This window comes from Auritidibacter sp. NML120636, assembly GCF_003185945.1.
In the GTDB taxonomy this organism is placed as follows: Bacteria; Actinomycetota; Actinomycetes; order Actinomycetales; family Micrococcaceae; genus Auritidibacter; species Auritidibacter ignavus.
In genome coordinates, this window is sequence record NZ_QHLO01000002.1 from 296,584 (window position 1) to 316,334 (window position 19,751).

18 protein-coding genes are annotated in these 19,751 nt (G+C 61.8%); 11 read left to right on the plus strand and 7 right to left on the minus strand.

Annotation, left to right across the window (positions count from 1 at the left end; genetic code table 11):
- Nucleotides 1-36 precede the first annotated feature (36 nt).
- On the plus strand, nt 37-2,811 hold the full coding sequence (pepN, locus tag DCC25_RS03140) for an aminopeptidase N (RefSeq protein WP_233487878.1): 2,775 nt from the start codon (nt 37-39) through the stop codon (nt 2,809-2,811).
- A 65-nt stretch (nt 2,812-2,876) separates the two neighbouring features.
- Entirely contained in the window at nt 2,877-4,508 is a 1,632-nt protein-coding gene (locus tag DCC25_RS03145) for a Na+/H+ antiporter NhaC family protein (protein ID WP_110100576.1), read from the plus strand.
- Here DCC25_RS03145 and DCC25_RS03150 read toward each other — a convergent pair.
- A complete protein-coding gene (locus DCC25_RS03150) occupies nt 4,505-5,623 on the minus strand; it encodes a lipoate--protein ligase family protein (protein WP_370443903.1) in 1,119 nt (372 codons plus the stop codon). The genes DCC25_RS03145 and DCC25_RS03150 overlap by 4 nt on opposite strands.
- Nucleotides 5,624-5,661: 38 nt before the next feature.
- Here DCC25_RS03150 and DCC25_RS03155 point away from each other — a divergent pair, with 38 nt between their 5' ends.
- The 5 genes from DCC25_RS03155 to DCC25_RS03175 all read left to right on the plus strand — a co-directional run bounded on the left by DCC25_RS03155 (nt 5,662) and on the right by DCC25_RS03175 (nt 11,661).
- Nucleotides 5,662-6,231: a hypothetical protein gene (locus DCC25_RS03155; protein ID WP_110100577.1), complete on the plus strand. Its 570-nt coding sequence runs from the start codon at nt 5,662-5,664 to the stop codon at nt 6,229-6,231.
- Between the two features lie 129 nt (nt 6,232-6,360).
- A complete protein-coding gene (locus DCC25_RS03160; RefSeq protein ID WP_110100578.1) occupies nt 6,361-8,049 on the plus strand; it encodes an ABC transporter substrate-binding protein in 1,689 nt (562 codons plus the stop codon).
- Nucleotides 8,050-8,112: 63 nt separating this feature from the next.
- Nucleotides 8,113-9,150, plus strand: a complete 1,038-nt coding sequence (locus DCC25_RS03165) for an ABC transporter permease (protein ID WP_233487880.1) — start codon at nt 8,113-8,115, stop codon at nt 9,148-9,150.
- Nucleotides 9,147-9,962 carry an ABC transporter permease gene (locus DCC25_RS03170; protein ID WP_110100580.1) on the plus strand — a complete coding sequence of 272 codons (816 nt, stop codon included), beginning with the start codon at nt 9,147-9,149 and terminating at the stop codon, nt 9,960-9,962. The genes DCC25_RS03165 and DCC25_RS03170 overlap by 4 nt, the downstream gene beginning before the upstream one ends.
- Before the next feature lies 1 nt (nt 9,963).
- On the plus strand, nt 9,964-11,661 hold the full coding sequence (locus DCC25_RS03175; RefSeq protein ID WP_110100581.1) for an ABC transporter ATP-binding protein: 1,698 nt from the start codon (nt 9,964-9,966) through the stop codon (nt 11,659-11,661).
- Nucleotides 11,662-11,732: 71 nt separating this feature from the next.
- Here the strand turns inward: DCC25_RS03175 and DCC25_RS03180 are convergent, their stop codons facing one another.
- The 4 genes from DCC25_RS03180 to DCC25_RS03195 form a co-directional block, all read right to left on the minus strand.
- The gene (locus DCC25_RS03180; protein WP_110100582.1) at nt 11,733-11,990 is read right to left on the minus strand and encodes a type B 50S ribosomal protein L31; all 258 of its coding nucleotides are present in this window, start codon (nt 11,988-11,990) and stop codon (nt 11,733-11,735) included.
- Nucleotides 11,991-12,184: 194 nt separating this feature from the next.
- Entirely contained in the window at nt 12,185-13,024 is an 840-nt protein-coding gene (locus DCC25_RS03185) for an RNA methyltransferase (RefSeq protein WP_110100583.1), read from the minus strand.
- 53 nt (nt 13,025-13,077) lie between these two features.
- A complete protein-coding gene (locus DCC25_RS03190) occupies nt 13,078-13,923 on the minus strand; it encodes a sulfite exporter TauE/SafE family protein (RefSeq protein ID WP_110100584.1) in 846 nt (281 codons plus the stop codon).
- Between the two features lie 163 nt (nt 13,924-14,086).
- The gene (locus DCC25_RS03195) at nt 14,087-14,944 is read right to left on the minus strand and encodes an ABC transporter ATP-binding protein (protein WP_110100585.1); all 858 of its coding nucleotides are present in this window, start codon (nt 14,942-14,944) and stop codon (nt 14,087-14,089) included.
- A 49-nt stretch (nt 14,945-14,993) separates the two neighbouring features.
- Between DCC25_RS03195 and serB the strand changes: the two genes are divergently transcribed.
- Nucleotides 14,994-16,025, plus strand: coding sequence for a phosphoserine phosphatase SerB (serB, locus tag DCC25_RS03200; protein ID WP_110100586.1), 1,032 nt, complete (start codon nt 14,994-14,996; stop codon nt 16,023-16,025).
- 21 nt (nt 16,026-16,046) lie between these two features.
- On the opposite strand, the gene DCC25_RS03205 is transcribed toward serB, so the two are convergent.
- Together DCC25_RS03205 and fabG are read right to left on the minus strand one after the other, a co-directional pair.
- Entirely contained in the window at nt 16,047-16,832 is a 786-nt protein-coding gene (locus DCC25_RS03205) for an SDR family oxidoreductase (protein WP_110098312.1), read from the minus strand.
- A gap of 66 nt (nt 16,833-16,898) precedes the next feature.
- Nucleotides 16,899-17,639, minus strand: a complete 741-nt coding sequence (fabG, locus tag DCC25_RS03210) for a 3-oxoacyl-ACP reductase FabG (protein WP_110098311.1) — start codon at nt 17,637-17,639, stop codon at nt 16,899-16,901.
- Nucleotides 17,640-17,828: 189 nt separating this feature from the next.
- On the opposite strand from fabG, the gene DCC25_RS03215 reads away from it, so the two are divergent.
- The 3 genes from DCC25_RS03215 to DCC25_RS03225 are packed head-to-tail and all read left to right on the plus strand — an operon-like array spanning nt 17,829 to nt 19,521.
- Nucleotides 17,829-18,356, plus strand: coding sequence for a DUF3099 domain-containing protein (locus DCC25_RS03215; protein WP_110098502.1), 528 nt, complete (start codon nt 17,829-17,831; stop codon nt 18,354-18,356).
- Nucleotides 18,353-18,613 carry a hypothetical protein gene (locus DCC25_RS03220; RefSeq protein WP_233242744.1) on the plus strand — a complete coding sequence of 87 codons (261 nt, stop codon included), beginning with the start codon at nt 18,353-18,355 and terminating at the stop codon, nt 18,611-18,613. The genes DCC25_RS03215 and DCC25_RS03220 overlap by 4 nt, the downstream gene beginning before the upstream one ends.
- A gap of 11 nt (nt 18,614-18,624) precedes the next feature.
- A complete protein-coding gene (locus tag DCC25_RS03225) occupies nt 18,625-19,521 on the plus strand; it encodes an SURF1 family protein (RefSeq protein ID WP_110098310.1) in 897 nt (298 codons plus the stop codon).
- Nucleotides 19,522-19,751 lie beyond the last annotated feature (230 nt).

The following is a 19,751-nucleotide window of genomic DNA, read 5'->3' on the forward strand; positions in this document are numbered from 1 at the left end:
CAGATTCCTGCAGGACCGCTTGGGCAGTGGTCTAGCATGGAGAACATGGTCGACATCAACAGCGCTGCTCAGCCCCAGATCATTCACGGTATCCCCGATACCACCCGATTGTCCCGAGCCGAAGCCCAGCAACGGGCTGAGATGTTGCGAGTGATCAGCTATGACGTCGACGTCGATATCACCGGCGCCGAAAATCTTGACCAACCCGACTACCCGGTCCACACCCAGATCCACCTCGAGGTCACCAGTGACCAACCGTCGGTGACCACCTTCCTGGATTACCTGGGCGCCAGCGTGACACAGGTCCTGGTCGACGGCGTCGCCGTACCCGGGGAGATGCTTGGTCACAACCGGATCGTCCTCACCGAGCTGGCCCCGGGCGAACACCAGGTCAGCATTTCCTCGCGATCGCGATACTCCCGCTCAGGAGAAGGGCTTCACCGGTTCCAAGACCCTCAGACCAACCAGGTGTACCTCTACACCCAATACGAGCCCGCCGATGCTCGTCGCGTATTCCCCACCTTCGAACAGCCTGACCTGAAGGCGCGCTTCACCTTCCACCTCTCCGGGCCTGAGCAGTGGGTGCTGGCCTCCAACCAGCCCGAGACCGAGCGTACGACGCTGGACCAGCCGGGCATGGTTCGGGTGAGCTTTGCCCCCACAGCGCCGATCTCGACCTACATCACAACCCTGCTGGCCGGTCCCTATCGTGTGTTCACCGACCGGTGGCAAGGCCACGCCGAGACCGACACAGCACCGATCGAACTGCGGATCTTCGCCCGCGAGTCTCTGGCCGATGCTGTTGATGCCGAGGAACTCTTCGATCTCACCCGACGCGGGTTGGACTTTTTCCACCACCACTTCGGTTTCAGCTACCCCTGGGGCAAATACGATCAAGCCTTCGTCCCCGAATACAACCTGGGCGCCATGGAGAACCCGGGGCTGGTGACCTTCACCGAGGACTATGTTTTCACCTCCTCCAGCACCACAGCACAACACCAAGCCCGGGCCAACACGCTGATGCACGAAATGTCACATATGTGGTTCGGTGACTTGGTGACCATGAAATGGTGGGATGACCTTTGGCTCAAAGAATCCTTCGCTGACTTCATGGGAGCCTTAGCCGTGGCTGAAGCCACCGAGTTCCCGGGCTCCTGGACCACGTTCGCTCACGGACGCAAGGGTTGGGCTTACCTCCAGGACCGCTACAGCACTACCCACCCGATCGTGGCCGATATTGCCGATCTGGAGGCAGCCCGACAAAACTTTGATGGCATTACCTATGCCAAAGGTGCCGCGGTGATCAAACAGCTGGTCGCCTTCATCGGCCAAGACAACTTCATGGCCGCCTGTCGGGACTACTTTGACCGTTTCGCCTACAGCAACGCGACCTTGAAGGACTTCATGGAGGTCCTGGGTCGCACCGCCGGGACCGACACCACCGCCTGGGCACAGGCGTGGTTGCATACCAGCGGATTCTCAACCCTGAGATTGCACCCCGACGAGCATCTCAGTAGTGTCACGTTGACCCAACATGGTACCGACCCGGTCACCGGCAACGATCAGCTTCGCCCGCACACCCTCGAGGTCGGTATCTACCAATCCAATCCGGAACGCGCCACCGAAGGCACCACCTGGTTAACCCGGGCCCTGTCGGAACCGGTCTTTTTTGACACGACCGAGACCACCGTGTCTCTGCAAGGTCACGAGTCCCAGGTCAGCGCCCCGCACACACCCCGGTTGCTGCTCGCCAATGACCGTGATCTGACCTACGCACGCCTTCAGCTCGATCCGGCCTCGGTCTCGGCCGCACTGACCTACCCCATAGCAGATGACCTCGCCAGTGGCGTCACCTGGGCGTCGCTGTGGACCATGGTCCGCCACGCCGAACTTCCAGCCGAAGACTTTGTGGCCGGGGTAGCCCGGATTAGCCCCCAGATCAACGATGTGGGCGTCCATGCCCGGATGCTGAACCAGGCGATTACCGCCCTGGAACGGTTTGCACCGACCGGGCAGCGTGTGCAGCTCCGACGCCGTCTTGCCGAATCTCTGACCGGTGGACTCGAAACTCTCGGTGATGGCTCCGATCGTCAGCTCAATGCGGCCCGGGCCCTGGCCCGGCTCGCCCATCACCTCCCTGAGCTCGGTGGCGACCTGGTGGTCCTGCTCGGCAGTAGCGACCCGGTCCACACCTCTGGGCTCGCCCCCGGGCTGCGGGTGGATGATGAGCTACGTTGGCAGTTCTTAATCGCGCTCGCCAGTCACGGTGCTGTCGACCAGCAGCGACTAGACCGTGAACTGGACCAACACGTCTCGGCCGCCAACCGAATCCACTATCTCACCGCCCGCGCTGCCCTGCCCGAGGTCGAACAGCAACATCGCTTCGTCGATCAGGTACTCACCGGTACCGATGATCACGGCACGGCCCTGTCTAACCACGAGCTGACCGCCATCGCCCACGGGGTGAGTATCAGCGGACAGGCTGTCCTCGACAACGCCTGGGACCGTCTGCGCGATCACCTTGAGTCCATCTGGTCTGACCGGTCCAACGGCTTGGCCTCCCGGACCATCACCGGACTGTACCCCGGTCACCAGGACTTCACCGGCTCCTTTCAACAAGCAACTCAGCCGGATCAGGACAACACCAGTCAGCTCGTGGACTCCCAGTGGCTCCTGGCACAAAGCACCAGCTGGTTGACGGAGCACCGCAATGCCCCGGCCGCATTGCGTCGGGTCATCACCGAACTGGCCGAAGATCTGCGTTGTGAGCTATACGCCCAGGCCAAACGGTGGCATAATAACCGGCAATAGTTTTCTCGCGGTCCCACGCGTGCGGGCCGTGGAGGTCCGCTCACGCGCCGAAAGACTCATCACTCATGGTTGAACAACTTCCTTGGCTTACTATCCTTCCACCCGTGCTGACCATCGTGTTGGCCATCCTTACCCGTCGGGTGGTGACCTCGCTGGCATCCGGTCTCGTGCTCGCCGCCCTGCTGGTCGCCAACTTTCATCCGGTTGAGTTTCTGGTGGCGGTCTGGGAAGCTTTTGCGGCCCAGTTCTGGGCCGACGGGGAGTTCGACACCTATAACCTCTTTATTGTGATCTTCCTGTGGCAGCTGGGAGTGATGACCACCCTGATGATGATGGCCGGGGGAAATCGAGCCTTTTCCCATTGGGTCAGCACGAAGATCAGCTCCCGCCGTGGCGCCCAAGGCCTCAGTTTGGGTATGGCCTTCTTGTTGTTTATCGACGACTATTTCTCCGCGTTGGCCGTCGGCCAGGTTGCTCGGCCGGTGACCGATAAGTTCGGGGTCTCCCGCGCAAAACTCTCCTATATCGTCGATTCCACCGCAGCCCCGATGACCGTGTTGGTCCCCTTCTCCTCCTGGGGCGCTAGCATCATCGGGCTACTCTCCCCCGTCATTGCCGCCTCCACGCTGGGGTTCAACGACGTGGTGCTCTTCCTCGGGGCCGCGGTGTCCAACTACTACGCCATCGCCGCAGTCATCCTGGTGATCGCCGTGGTCGCGCTACAACTAGACCTTGGCAGTATGCGGATTGAAGAGCGCCGGGCAATCACCGAAGGTAAACCCTACCGGGACGGAGAACTGATCCCCGGCGAACTGGATGAAGACCTTCCCAGTGCGAAAACGGCCGGAGTATCCACCCTGGTGGTCCCCCTGGTGGTCTTGACCCTGAGCGTGATCGGCCTGATGTATGTTACCGGCTGGCTGGAATCCGGTGCGCTGAACCCCATCGATGCACTCGGTGAAACGATGCTTACCGAATCGCTGGTACTCGGCGGCTTGTTGGGTATGATCGTCGCGTTGTTCTACTACATCCGCAACACCGGCACCGACACATCTTTCTCCCATTCTGCCCGCGCGCTGGGTCGTGGCGTGTTCGCCGGGCTGAAATCCATGACCCCGGCGATCGGTATCCTCATGCTCGCCTGGATGCTCGGCGCCCTGATTGAAGTGCTCGGCACCGGTGAATTCCTCGCCGAGCTGATCAGCGACTCCACCCTGGGGGTCGAGTGGTTGCCACTGATGCTGTTCCTGGTGGCTGGATTCATGGCCTTCTCCACCGGCACTTCGTGGGGTTCCTTCGGCCTGTTGATCCCGATCGCTGGAACCATCGTGGTCTCGTTGGGTGCCGATGACCATTTGATGGTCACTCTGGGCGCGGTACTGGCCGGGGCGGTGCTAGGCGACCACATCTCCCCGATCTCAGACACCACGATCCTGTCCTCGACCGGGTCCCAGGCCAACATCATCACCCACGTGCGCACCCAGCTACCCTACGCAGCCGTGGCCGCCGGGGCCGGGCTGGTCGGCTATCTGGTCGCCGGGCTGACCCCGGGGCCCTGGTGGGGTCTGGGTGCCACCGTCGTGGCGCTGTTCATCGAGTTGTGGATCCTCAGCCGGATCCTGACCGATTTGGAAAAGGAAGAAACGCTCAACGGCCGGGTCCACATCGGCGGTTCCCCGCACACCAGCTGGCCCTAAGGCACCCGGTGGGTCCAGGACTCGGTGGAGAACTTCTCGGCCGCCAACGCCTCAGCACGGGCGATCTCCTCATCGGTGAGGTCCCGCACCTCGGCCTGGTAGTGCTCGGCAAAGGTGTTGATCAGCACGTCCCAGATCTGTTGCCGGCTGAGACCGGTTTGGCGCCGGAGCGGATCCACGCGCTTCTTGGCCGAACGAACACCCTTATCAGAGATCTTCTCTCGGCCAATGCGCAACACCTGGGTCATCTTCTCGGCATCAATGTCGTAACTCATCGTCACGTGGTGCAACATTGACCCAGCAGCCAATCGCTTTTGGGCTGCCCCACCGATCTTGCCCTCCGGAGTGGCAATGTCATTCAGTGGCTGGTAGAACGCCTTTACCCCGGTGGAAGCCAATGCGTCCATGACCCAAGAATCCAGGAACGGGTACGAGTCGGTAAAGCTCATCCCATCGACGAGCGAGGTCGGTAAGTACAGCGAGTAGGTTACGCAGTTATCGTCTTCCATGAACATCGCCCCACCACCGGAGACGCGACGCACCACGGTGATCCCGTGCTCGTCGACGGCCTGGGGATCGACCTCATTGGAGTAGGACTGGAAGGAGCCGATCACCACCGAGGGTTGATCTTCGGGCCACTGCCACAACCGCATCGCCGGGCGGGTGCGTCCGGCGGCCACATCCTCGGTGAGCAACTGGTCCAGGGCCACTTGGGTCTGGATCGGAATCACCTGTGGGCGGATGACCTCCCACTGGTGATCCTCCCACCGGGTGGCATAACCGGTGGCACGACGCACCGCGGTGGCGATCGCATTGGCATCAAAACCGAACATCACCGTGCCTTCGGCCACCGCGTGATTGACCGCACTGGCCAGCTCGGCATGCGAGGCATCCACCGGCAAGCCCAACAGGGCCCGGTTGATCTCGGCTAGGGCCTCATCGGGTTCCAAGAAGAAATCCCCGTTGAGGTTCATGGTGGTGATGACACCGTCGGCCACCTGCAGATCGGCGACGACGAGTTTTCCCCCGGGGACCTTAAACTCCCCGTGAAAATCTTGGGTGGCACCGTGGACGGCGGAACGGGACTGCTGGACTTCGTCATGATTTTCGCTCACATCTCTAGCCTACGCTGTTGACCGGTAACCTCGAAGGCATGGCCGAAGATTCCTCCCAGATGACCACCGGTCCCCATCCGCCGCGTCCCGGTCTGGTGGGACTGACCTGGGTGGCACTTATCATGGTGGTGGCATGGGTCGGGCTCTCTCGTGTGCTGATCGGCACCGCCGGAGCGTTGAGTGTGATCTACGCACTCACGCTGGTGCCCGTGCTGGCTATCCTCGGAATACTCACGCTGACGGTTCCGCATCTGCGAGGCACCCGCGTTCCCAGCCGAAGTCTGGGCTGGCTGGGGATCTCACTGGGTTGCGGTCTGGTGCTTGGTTTCTTCCTGCCCGACGCCCCGGGAAGCACGTCCTCTGTGGTCGGCGTAATGTTTGGAGAAGCCATGGCAGGAGCCGCCTCAGCAATCTCCAACCCCATGGCCGTAATCATGGTCTTTTGCGCGGTGATGGCCTGCGTTATGGCCTTCCTAGACTCCCGCCCTGCGGGCCCGCGCCGGACCACCGATGAGGACCGTTACCAGGGCACGGGATTCTTCCCCCTCTTAGAGACAGACAACTCAGACAAATCCGGCCACGATCCCCGTCCAGACTCGGATGCATGAGTGCCCTGTGTGACCGCTGTGACGTCGCTTCTGACGTGACACCGGGACATACGATACGTTGGAGTTCGGTATTAAGTTCGTGCCAACATTAGGTTTACTCTCATCACAGATCTTGGAGCACACCCCCTCATGTCCCATCGCTCACATCGTTCCCGTTCACGACGCGCCCTGCTCAGCGCTCTGCCACTCAGCGCGCTGATCCTGGCCGGTTGCTCCGGTGATAACTCCGGGCCGGCCGCCGATGAATACCGCGAACCGGTTGTCGGTGGCACGCTGGCCTATGCGACCGGTGATGCCGAACCCGACTGCCTGGACCCGCATAATGGAGGCAATTATCCGCAGTCCCTGGTCTCCTCCCAGTTCTTGGAGACGCTGTTCACCCGCGATGAGAACGACGAGATCATTCCGTGGTTGGCCGAGTCCGCCGAGCTGTCCGATGATGGACTGACCTATACGATCACCGTGCGCGAAGGCATCCAGTTCTCGGATGGCACCCCGCTGACCTCGGAGGCTATCAAGGCCAATGTCGAGCACCTGCAGGATCCCGAAACCAAGTCCTCGACCGGGTACCTGGGGGTCGAACAGGTCGAGTCTGTGGACGTCGTTGATGATCGGACCGCCGAGCTACACATGTCCCGCCCCGATAACTCCTTGCTGGAATCCCTGGCCATGCAGTGGACCGCGATCCACTCTCCGGAGTCCCTGGACCGGACCGAAAATGAGATCTGTGAACAACCGATCGGAACCGGGCCCTTCGTCGTCGAATCCTGGGATCGGCAACAGCAGATCATCTTGCAACGCAACGACGACTACGTGGTCCCCAACCGCGATGAGGGCCGGGACGCCCGAGCCGAAGACAACGACGGCCAAGCCTACCTGGATGAGATCATCTGGCGGTTCATCCCCGAAGCATCCACCCGCTATGCCGCCCTGGAATCCGGCGAGGTCGATGTGATCGACAATCCCCAGCCCGATAACGTCCGGCAGGCCATCGATACCGGCACCTTCGGCCATCTCGACGCACCCCGTCCGGGATCATCGAACCGCCTCGAGCTGAACTCCGCCAAGGCGCCCTTTGATGATCCCGCCGTGCGCGAGGCGTTCATCAAATCCCTGGATATCAACTCCTCGATCGATGGCCTGTTCTTCGACACGGTCGACCGCAGCTACTCGCTGTTGAGCTCGGTGGAGCCGTTGGGCATCTCCGCCGAAGAGCTGTTTAGCCCGGATGTCGATCGGGCCAATCAGTTGCTCGACGAAGCTGGATGGGACACCAAGGATGACGACGGGATCCGCACCAAAGATGGCGAACGCCTGGAATTAACCTTCCCGGTCTCCACCAACCAGTCCGTGCCGGCCGAGCAGTCGCTGTTTGAACAGATTCAGGCCACCGCCGCGGAGGTGGGCTTCGATGTCCAGATCGAATTGCTCGACCTGTCCAGTTGGTACGCTGCGCTGGGTGAGCACAACTACAATCTGGTTTCGGCCCCCTACACCAAGGTAGGTCCGTCGGTGTTGCGGATTCTCTACCACTCCGAGGGCACGATCCCGGCACCGTCGGGATATTTCGCCAATAACGCCCAGGTCACTGATGACGAGATTGACCAGCTGTTGATGGATGCCGAACAGACCACCGATGAGCAAGAGCGGGCCAATCTGTACGAGCAGGCTCAGCGGCGCATCCTGGAGGATTACTACGTGTTGCCGTTGTACAACCAACAGAACCAGTTCCTCTATCGGGCTGACGTCGGCGGTATGGGTGATACCAACGCGGTCGCGAACCCGCTGTACTACAGCGTCTTTGTTGATGCGCAGTAAAACAATCGGCCACCGGTCAGCGCGTGACGAGGCCGGGGTGGCTTGATGAGGAGGCCCTCCGCCGTGCTCAAACCCCTCGGAACCTGGTTGGTGCGCCAACTGGTCCGCGCCGTGGTGGTGCTCTGGCTGGTAGCGACCGCGATCTTTATCGGGGTGCGGGCGATCCCCGGAGATCCGGCCGAAGCCATTATGGGCGGGCCCGGCTCCCAGGCCTCGGCCGAAGCACTCGATATGGCCCGTGCCGAATATGGTCTCGACCGCCCACTGGTCGAACAGTATCTGATTTTTCTGGGCAATCTGCTCCGCGGTGATTTTGGGGTGTCCTATTCCTATCAGGACCCGGTGACCGAGATCATCGGCGACGTCTTCCCGCAGACACTGTTGTTGGCCGTGGTCTCGTTGCTCACCGCATGGCTCCTGGCACTGGTGTTGTCGCTGATCTCGGTCGGTCGTGGCCGGGCCAGCCGGTGGATGACGAGTCTGTTAGAAATCATCGCAGCCGCGGTGCCACACTTCTGGCTCGGCGCGGTATTGATCACCGTGTTTTCCACCAACCTGGGTCTGCTCCCCTCGATCGATAACGGTCGGGCCTCTGGTCTCATCCTGCCGGCGCTGACACTGGCGATCCCGATGTCTGGGTTCATGGCCCAGCTGATGCGGGACTCGCTCACTCAGGCGATGTCCAGCCCCTTCGTGCTGGCTGCCCGCGCCCGTGGGGCGAGCACCGTGCAGGTGTTTTTCGCCCACGGACTGCGCCATTCGATCTTGCCGGTGCTCAATATGTCGGGCTGGTCGTTCTCGTCGTTGCTGTCCGGGGCGGTGGTGGTTGAAGAGGTCTTTGCCCGGCCCGGTATCGGACGGGCCCTGCTACAAGGGGTACTCAGTCGCGATATCCCGCTGGTGACCGGCATCGCTGTGCTGTGCGCGGTCTGCTACATCGTTGTCATGGCCCTGGCCGAAGCTACCGAGCAGCTCATCAATCCCGCCGGCGCGGATCAGCACCCCGATCAGGACAGCCCCGACGGTCCACTCCCCGCCACCGTAGCCGAGGAGACCATCGCACCTAGCGTGGTGCCGGAACCGGGGGTGAGACGTTCGTGAGTCGCACCGGTCACATCTTCTCTGCGATCTTCATCGGCGTGCTCGCCGTCGCTGCCGTGTTTCCCGGAGTGCTGGCCCCCGGCAACCCGCTGGCCGTCGATCCAGCGGCAGCGTTCAGCTCGCCCTCGGTCGATCACCCGCTGGGCACCGATGAATCCGGCCGCGATATCTACACTCGCATCATTCACGGCACCGCCGACTCGCTGCAGATCGGATTATTGGCCACCGCACTCGGCATGAGCGTCGCCCTGGTCCTGGGCTCACTGGCGGCCTTAGGACCGCGGTGGATCGACCAAGCCATCCTGGCCGTGTTGGAAACACTCTACGCGGTTCCCGCCCTGTTGCTGGCTCTGATCATTATCGCCTTCACCGGACCCGGACCCGAACCGGCGATTATCGCTGTGGGCTGCTCAACGGCCCCGGGCTACGCCCGCCTGATCCGTTCCCAGATCCGGATCCTGCGCGGTAGCGAGATGATGGAGGCGGCCACGGTACTGGGCCGGGGACCGGTCCGCAAAACCGTCAACCACCTGATCCCCAATGCGCTACGGACCTTGATGGTGCTGGTCACCCTGGGGATCGGCCAAGCGGTGGTATGGGCCTCAGCTTTGAGCTTCTTAGGGCTGGGTACCCCGCCTCCGGCCCCGGAATGGGGAGCGATGCTGGCCAGTGGCCGCACCTACCTAAACCTGGCCTGGTGGATGACCGTCTTCCCCGGGCTAGCCATCGTGGTTGTTGCCGCCGGAGCCACCCTGATTGGTCGCGGGATCGGTGCCGGATCGGCCCATTCGTCTGGAAAGGTCACCCTCTAGCATGCAACACCGCCTCCCCTGCTCCCACCGCCCAGAACCTGTCGATCGCCCCGCACCCAGCGACCCGCTGATCACCGTCGAAAACCTCACCGTCAGCTTTTCGGCCACCCCGGCGGTGCAAGGCATCAGCTTCAGCGTGCACGCTGGGGAATGTTTGGCCCTGGTGGGTGAATCCGGCTCCGGCAAATCTGTGACCGCCCGTAGCCTGATGGGCTTATCGGGTGGCACGGTCCACGCCGACACCCTGGAGATCTTCGGTGCTGACGCCCGGGACTATGGCGAACGGGACTGGCGGGCTCTGCGCGGTAACCAGATCGCGATGATCCTCCAAGATGCCCTGTCCGCCTTGGACCCGTTACGTCCCATCGGTCGGGAGATCGACGACGTCTTACGCCGGCACGGCTGGCTGGATCGCACGACGCGTCGCGACCGGGTGCTCCAGGCCCTGGAAACGGTCAAAATGCCGGATCCGGACCGACGTGCTCGACAATACTCCCACCAACTCTCCGGCGGGATGCGCCAACGAGTGTTGATCGCCCAAGCCCTGATTGGAAACCCCGAGGTGGTCATCGCCGATGAAGCCACCACCGCCCTCGATGCGCCGCTGACCGCGGTGGTGCTCGACCAGCTGGCTACCATGCGGGACCACGGGCGCGCGGTACTGATGATCAGCCACGATCTGGCCCAAGTTGCCCGGGTAGCCGATCGCATCGCGGTGATGCGCCACGGCGAAATTGTCGAAACCGGTACCACTGAGACCATGCTCACCGCCTGCGAACACGACTACACCAAAACCCTGCTCAAGGCGATGCCCCGCGGGGTTCCCCGACACCAGCCGCTGTCGCCGACCACGGTCGAACCCTCACGCCCCAAACAACCAGCCGACCGCCCAGAGCTCTCTTCAGTGACGACCACCCAGCAGCAGTCCTGCCCGGTGCTGGTCGTGGACGGGCTGAGCAAGTCCTTCGGATCTCTGACCGCCGTGGACGGGGTCAGTTTCAGCCTCAACCGAGGCACCACCCTAGGGATTGTTGGCGAATCAGGGTCCGGCAAAACCACGACCGCCCGGCTCATCCTCGGGTTGGAAGAACCCGAGGCCGGCACCGTCAGGCTCGGCCAGACGCAGTTTACCCCCGCCACCGAATCGGATCGACGCGCCCACCGGGAACGGCTCGGTGCGATTTACCAAAACCCACTGGCCAGTTTCGATCCGCGCTACAGTGTCGAAAATATCCTCGTTGATGCGCTCAGCCGTGGCCGTCACCGACGCGGGGCACGCTATCGTGACCAGGTCACCGACCTACTCGATGGCGTCAGGCTCGCCCCCTCATTGGCCTCCCGCAACCCGGCCCAACTCTCCGGGGGGCAACGTCAGCGACTGGCTATTGCCCGGGCCCTGGCCACTAGCCCCGAGGTGCTCGTGCTTGACGAACCGGTGTCCGCCCTCGACGTTTCGATCCAAGCCACCATCCTGGACCTGCTAGATGAGATTCAACGCGCGCGTGGGACCAGCATGGTGCTGATCTCCCACGATCTGGGAGTGATCGAGCACATGAGCGACCAGGTGGCGGTGATGTATCGGGGCCGGTGCGTGGAACAAGGGGCCACCAGCGATATCTTCGCCTCGCCACGCCACCCCTACACACAACAATTGCTCACCGCGGTGCCCGAGCTACAGATCGACCGCTCCCGGCTGTAAACAAAAGCTCCCACCCGGTCGTCGAAACTGACCGAATGGGAGCTATCTGAGCGTCGAGTTGATCAACAAGCTTACTTCTTACCGCCGAAGCCCTTGAAGCGGGCGTTGAAGCGCTCCACACGACCAGCGCTGTCCATAATGCGCTGTTTACCAGTGTAGAACGGGTGAGAGACTGAGGAGATCTCGACGTCGATGACCGGGTACTCGTTGCCGTCTTCCCACTCCATGGTGCGCTCGGAGGTGACGGTGGACCGGGTCAGCACTTTTTCGCCGGAGGCCAGATCGTTGAAGATTACCAAGTGGTAATCGGGGTGAATATCAGTTTTCATCAGGATTCCTTCGCTGGGTGTCCCTGGATTTTGCCAGGGACACGAAAGATCGATCAATCATCGTGCAATAGCCCATCAGGGCCAGCTATTCATCATACACCGTTGGTACCGTGCACGGCCAATGGCCCTGGCGAGACCGACATTACGCCGGGTCTGTCAGTGCTGGGGCTGGGGCCGTGCCAGGCCGATCAGGGCTATGGGGCGCGCAATTGCCACATGGCGATCGAGGCCGCGTGGGCGACGTTGAGCGAGTCGACCCCGGTGTGCTCGATGGCCCCGGTGTGCTGCGGGATCTGCACGTGGGCATCCACGGCTTCCAGGGTCGGTTGGGTGATTCCGGGGCCTTCAGCGCCGAGGACCAAAGCCAGCCGATCGAGATGTTGCCACATCGGATCACCGATATCCTGGGCCTGATCGGTCAATTCTAACGCGATCGTAGTGAAACCCTGGGCCTGCAGCCGCTGGATCGCCGAGACCGTATGGGTTACCCGAGCAAAGGGCAACGTTAAGGTCGCGCCCATCGACACCCGCAATGCGCGCCGATAGTACGGATCGGCTGCGGTGGGAGTCAGAATGACCGCGTCCCAGCCCAATGCCGCGCCGGTGCGAAAAATTGAGCCCACATTGGTATGATTATTGACCCCTTCGGCCACGATCACCCGCCGGGTGCCTTTCCCGGTGACCGCCTCCAACGTCCTCGGTGCGGGTCGTTCCATCGCCGCCAGCGCCCCGCGATGCAGATGGAATCCGGTCAGTGCCGCAAGCAGGTCGTCATCGGCGGTGAATACCGGCACCTCGGGGTACGCCGCCAACACATCGGCAAAGGAGTCCAGGTACCGGTGGGCCAGCAGAAAGGAGCGCGGGGTGTGCCCCGCCATCAACGCCCGGCGCACCACGGTCGATGATTCGGCCAGATAGATCCCATAGCGGGCATCAGTACGGGTGCGTAGCGTGGCGTCTTTCAGGTTAAAGTATACCGCCAGCGTGTCCGCAGGATGCTGAAGATCCTGTGGAGTTACCTCATAGCGGGTCATGGTCGACACCTTCGGGTGTTGTTGACTGGGTTGTCGGTGTGAAAAATATTGGGCTACGCTCCGGTCCCAAAGGGATCGAAGACCAGGTTGATCAGACCGGCCACGGCTACGATCACGATCACGATCCGTAGCACCAACGGCGAGATCCGGCGACCAATTTGGGCTCCGACAGAACCACCGATCAGGGATGAGACCGCGATCAGTAGCACCGCGGTCCAGTTGATCCGGTCGAAGGCGAAGATGATGTATCCGAGCGCTGCCACCACATTAACGACCGTGGACAGCCAGGTTTTGACCGCATTAGCGTGCACCAGCAAACCATTGAGGAACACCCCCAACACACCGATCAGCAACACGCCTTGGGCAGCGACAAAATACCCGCCGTAAACACCGATCAAAAACACCAGCACCCACAGCAACGGTGACACCGGACCGGTGGGCACCGGCACGATGGACTCGGATTCGGCCGGCGGTGCATCGTCTTGCTGCTGTCGGGCCTTGCGCGCTTTCACCCAGGCGGACATTTTCGGTTGCAGGATGACAAAAATGATCGCGAACACGATCAGGATTGGTGCCACGAAGCTGAACACGGCCTCGGGGAGCACCATGAGCAAACCGGATCCGATCAGTCCACCAAGCAATGAGGCGGTGGTCAGCACTGGGACGACGGCTTTAGCCTGGTACAGCTCGCGACGGTAGCCCCACGTGCCGGAGAATCCGGCGGCGACCAGGCCGATGGCATTGGACATCTGGGCTGTTACCGGCGGGAAGCCCACCGAGACCAAGACCGGGAACGTTACCAGCGTGCCCGAGCCCACCACCGAGTTAATAGTTCCGGCCCAAAAGCCGGCCAAGAGCACCAGCAGAACCTGCCATAGTTCCAATCCGAGTATTTCCACCCAAGGTAGTGTACCGTCCGGTGGGCCAGAAGTAACGTCGATCGCACTGCCGTGGCTCGATCCGGCTCAGGTGAGGGTTTGCGTCCCCCTGCACGGGAACCCATCCGAGGAATGGGCCGGACGTGCTCTGGGGGTGTTGCGGTCGCGCGTTTGCGAACCGGTCCTAGCCGCGGGCGAAGGCGGTGAATCGTCCCTCGGCGGTACGCGAGACGTGCAACGGCAACCGGAAAGCCTCCGAGAGTGTTTCTTCGGTCAGTGCCGTTTCGATCGGTCCGGCCGAAACCACCCGGCCGTTGCGCAGCACCAAGGCGTGGGTGAAGCCTTGGGGGATGTCCTCCACGTGATGGGTGACCAGCACCGGGGTGGGGGCCAAGGGGTCCTCAGCCAGCTGGGCTAAGGAGCGCACCAGCGTTTCACGCCCGGCCAGGTCCAGTCCGGCCGCCGGTTCATCCAAGAGCAGTAGTTCTGGGTCCGTCATCATCGCCCGGGCGATCAGCACGCGCTTGAGTTCACCCTCGGACAGAGTTCCAATGCGCCGGTCGCCGTCGTGAGCGATGCCCCACCGACGCAACAACCAGCGCGCCCGATCCAGGTCAAGCTGATCATATTCTTCAGTCCACCGGCCGGTAACACCCCACGACGCGGTGACTACGGTATCCAAGATCTTCTCCGTGGCCGGGATCTGGCGGGCCACCTGCACTGAGCTCACACCCACCAGCGGGCGCAACTCGAAGACATTCACCGCGCCTAAGGTCTCCCCCAGAATCGCGACATTACCGCGAGTCGGGTGCATCCGGGTGGCAGCGAGGTTGATCAGCGTGGACTTACCGGCCCCGTTGGGGCCCATCACGATCCAGCGTTGCCCTTCTGTCACGGAGAAGCTCACCGCATCCAGGATGGTTTGCTGGCCACGCACGACCGTCGCGTCGGCAAATTCCAGCACCGCGTCGGGTTGGGGATCAAATTCGTGGGGTGATGGCAGGGACGTGGCGGGCGTGTCAACTGTATCGGAAGAGGCCATGTCTCCAGACTAGGCTAAAGCACGGTTGTAGGTCTTGAAAGGAATCGGCATGGCAACGAATCAGTCCTGGAAAAGCTTTCCCGCGTTGCAATCCTGCGAGCAGAACGTCGGCGAGCTCGCCGGGCGTGAACTGGCCGGGGTGTCGGATATCCCTGCCGGATCCCGCATCGTGCTCTACCGCTCAGATTCCGCCCCCGAAACTGCTGATGGTCCACGGCCCGTTGCGTGTCAGCATCCCAGAGCCCGCCACGTTGAGCCAGTCGCCGGTCCCGGGTGGGCCGGTTATCGTTTCGTGGTTGCAGATCAAGGGCAGGATCACCAGACTGAGGACCATGACGAGAAAGGTACTGCCTCATTAGAGTCCGCTCTGGCCGGGGATCGTGCCGAAGGGTTCCATGTTGCTGTGCTACCGGCTGATTTGGTACAACGCCTCAACACCGCACCCGTTGTGTTGGTTTTTGATGTGGACTCCACGCTGATCCAGCAAGAAGTCATTGAACTATTAGCCGCCCACGCGGGCCGGGAAGCCGAAGTGGCCGAGGTGACCGAGCGTGCCATGCGTGGCGAAATCGACTTCAGCCAGTCCCTGCACCACCGAGTCGCCGCGCTGGCCGGACTGCCTCGCCAGGTCATTGCCGAGGTGGCCCAGCTGGCTACCCCGACCACCGGCGCGACAAACCTGATCAACGCGGCCCACGCCCACGGCGGAACTGCCTGCGCGGTCTCGGGTGGCTTCACCCAGGTGCTGCAGATCCTCCGCCACCGACTGGGATTAGACGAGTTCAGGGCGAATACCCTGGAAATTGTCGACGACCGTCTGACCGGTGCCGTGGTGGGCGAGGTTGTTGACGCTACCGTGAAAGGACAGCAACTTACTCGCTGGCGCGAGACCCTCGGAACCACCGACCCGCCCACTGCTGCGGTGGTCGTCGCCATCGGTGACGGTGCCAATGACATGCAGATGGTGCAACGTGCCGACTATGGCATTGCCTTCAACGCCAAACCAGCACTGCGCCCGCACGCGGATCTAGAACTCGATATTGCGTCCCTGGATCCGGTCCGGGCGCTACTGGGTTACTGATCCGCCCCCAGCGCGGTCTGATCAGTTCTCTGCGTGGTCTGGATCGCCGGCCACGGCCAAGAAGTCCTCGGCTCCCCCGACATATTCAGTGTGACCGGTCTGAAGATCGGTGCGACCTACCAATCCGGCAATTTCTTCGGCAAATTCCGCCACAGTATAGAGCTTTCCGGCAGCTTGGCGACGTGCCTCGATCGCTCCGGGACGCATGCGGTTGAGCAAGGTGGCGGTAATGGTGCCTTCGATCATGTCGGCGGTGGCGACCACCAGCCGGATGCCCTTGGCAGTCAATGCCGGGATCTGCGCGCGCAGGGCCACTTCTCCGGCGCGCTTGGACCGGGCAACCTGCTCGTATTCCGGCAAGGTATCAACCTGATCGATGAAGTGTGCCTGGTGGCTGGTCACAAACACGACCTCGGACTGTTCGGGCATCACCTCAGCGGCTTCGGTCAACAGCGCCACCTGGGCGTCACGGTTCAATCGCATGGCGTAATCTTCACCCAGATCGGATTCCATGCCCCCGGAGGCATTCAGGATCAGGATCGACAGCTCTCCGAAATTCTCCGTGGCTGCCTGAATCATGGCGGTCCGGCCCTGAGCCTCAGTGATATCTGCGCCAACAGCCACCGCCTTGCCACCGGCTTCCTCGATGGCGGAGACGACCTTCTTGGCCCGCGGTGCTTTCTGGCGGTAGTTCACCACCACCCCGGCGCCACGCTCGGCTAAAAACTTCGCGGTATCGGCTCCGACCCCGCGAGACGACCCGGTGACGATCGCCCCGCGACCGGTGAGATCTGGTAATTCGGTCATGATGCTCTTTCTCCTCGTATCCATTCCCTCTGACGATATCTCACGATCAGAGCTGATCAGTTCGGGTCAGTGTCCCATCCCCAAACCACCGTCGACCGGAATGATGGCCCCGGAAATATAGCTGGCCTCATCGGAAGCCAACCAACGCACCACACCGGCCACTTCGGACGGCTCGGCGAAACGCGCCGCCGGAATCTGGGTCTTGTACTTCTTCTTCAAGTCCTCGTCCAGCGACTCGGTCATCTCCGTATTGATATATCCCGGTGCCACCACATTGGCGGTCACATTTCGGGATCCCAGTTCCCGGGTCAACGACCGGGCCATGCCGATCAGTCCCGATTTCGAGGCCGCGTAGTTGATCTGCCCCGGCGAGCCCAACATGCCCACCACCGACGAGATCAGCACCACGCGACCTTTCTTGGCCCGGATGAAGCCCTTAGCAGCGCGCTTGAGCACCCGGAAAGCACCGGTCAGATTGGTATCGACCACGTTGGAGAAGCTGTCCTCGTCCATCCGTAGCAACAACTGGTCGTCGTTGATCCCGGCATTGGCCACCAGCACCTCGACCGGCCCGAATTTTTCTTCCACCTCGGTAAAGGCCGCATCGACTGAGGCCATATCGGTCACATCGGCTGTCACGCACTCTAGCCCCTCGGGACCGGTACCGGAGCGGGAGGTAATCACCACGCGCTCTCCGGCATCCCGGAAGGCTTCGGCAATGGCCAGGCCGATCCCCCGGTTACCACCGGTAACCAAAACGGTGCGGGCGGTTATGGACTGCGGGCTCTGATCAGACTGCTCGGACATCTCTGCTCCTTGGTGCGAGGGGACGATTTCACGACGGTACGGGATTGGGCGTTCACCGGGGAAGAAACACCCGGATTGATCAGTGTCCACTCTACGGGCGAAAGTGGGACAATGGAGGATGACTTGCAGGATAACGAGACAAAACGGGACAACCAACCGCGCTATGGCACCCACCCAGAAGGCAAGCCGATGACTGAACACCACCGAGGTCGCTCCTCGCGGCCGGCCTCCGGTCGTGGCGGGCACGACAACGAGGTGTACGAGATCACCTCGGCCGACACCTCGTTAACCGAAGATCAGTCCGGCCGCATCCGGCGTTACACCATCCAGATGACGATCCGTACCGTATGCTTCATCGGTGCGGTGCTCGCCGACGGCTGGTTGCGTTGGATGCTCTTCATTGCCGCGATGGTCTTGCCTTACTTCGCCGTCGTGTTGGCCAACAACACTCGACAGATCGGATCCACGACCGTCGAAGATCAACAGGCACTTCCGCAACCCGAGCCCAGTCCCGGTTCTTCCTCCTCGTCGTCGGCGCAGGGTTCGGCGCTTTACGGGCAGCTCATGCCCTCTGAGGAACCGGATGCGTCTGAGGAAGCGGAGGCGTCGCCGGGGGCACCGCAGAACCAACACGCCGATCCTCTTGCGGATGATCCCGGCCACAACCGGGCCGACCGCGCTGACCGGGTCGACCGCGCTGACCGGAGCACGTCATGACCGATCATGGACACGACGTGCTGGGCCAACTGTTTGCAGCCAGCTCGGCAGCCACCGATGCTGGGCAGACCGAGGTCGAACAGAAATGTTCCCGTCGCGGATGCCAAGAAACCGCCCGATGGAAGATAGTCTGGAATAACCCCAAAATTCACGCCCGCGAGCGGGAAAAGACCTGGCTGGCCTGCGATGCCCATCGCCAGTACCTGGAACAATTCCTCGCCGCGCGCACTTTCTGGAAATTCACCCGACCCCTCTGACAGAGACGTCCATGGTTTCACACACCACCGACCCGAAACCGAAGCTGGACTTCCGGTTTCTCTTATCCGGCCCCTGGATCGCCGGATTCATATTCTGCATCCTCTTCGCGGTGGTCTGTTACTTCCTTGGCGACTGGCAGATGGATCGTCGCATGCACAAGCTCGATGAGATCAACAAAATCGTGGCCAATTACGATCAAGACCCGGTCCCCTACGCCGAAAATTCCTCAATGTTTACCGAGTTCGACGAGCAGGACAAATGGACCCCGGTCAGTATAGAGGGCGAGTACCTGACGGACGACACCTTGCTGGCCCGCAACCGGCCCCGAGCTGGAAGCCCCGGTTATGAGGTGCTGGTACCCTTTCGCACCGTTGAAGGCGATACGATCCTGATCGACCGTGGTTGGTTGCCCACCGGTGCTGGCGCCGATGGTCCTGACGCCGTCCCCGACCCGCCGGGAGGCACCGTCCAGCTTATTGCCCGTGTGGTCGACGGCGAGCCCACCCTGCAACGTCAGGCCCCCGCCGGCCAAGTCGCCTCGATTGATCTACCGGCGATCAATAATCTCGTCGACGACGATATCGCCGAGGCAGCCTATGGGCTGATGGCCAGCGAAACCCCCGATGCCGAATCCACGCCCCAACAACTGCCCCCGCCCGAGCGGGATGAAGGACCGCACCTGTCCTATTCGATGCAGTGGTTCACTTTTGGGTTGATGAGCTTCGTCGTCTGGGGTTATATGGCCCGTCTGAAGGCCATTCAACGTCGCGAAGACGAGATGTCCGGAGAAACCGAAGAACAAGGTTTCCTCTCCGCCCAGCGAATCGAGCGCGCCAAGCCGGTCAAGCGTCGCCGTGATGGTTCCAAGACCGATGAGGAAATTGAAGACGAGATGATGGGATACTGACCGCACGTTGCACCGTGCGCGATCGTCCCTACGTGCTCAATCTTCCCAACCTAGTACTGCTTTCGCATCGGTCGGCGGTAGCCTCCACATGTGGCGGTTTTGCGGCTCTTCACAATCGAGGGTGTAGACGGGGGTCTCGGGGAAGTGGCGCGTCGATAGCTGGATAGAGGTCGAGGCCTTCCGATGATGGAAGTTCCTACACAAGCCATCTGAAAGACCTCGACGTGCCT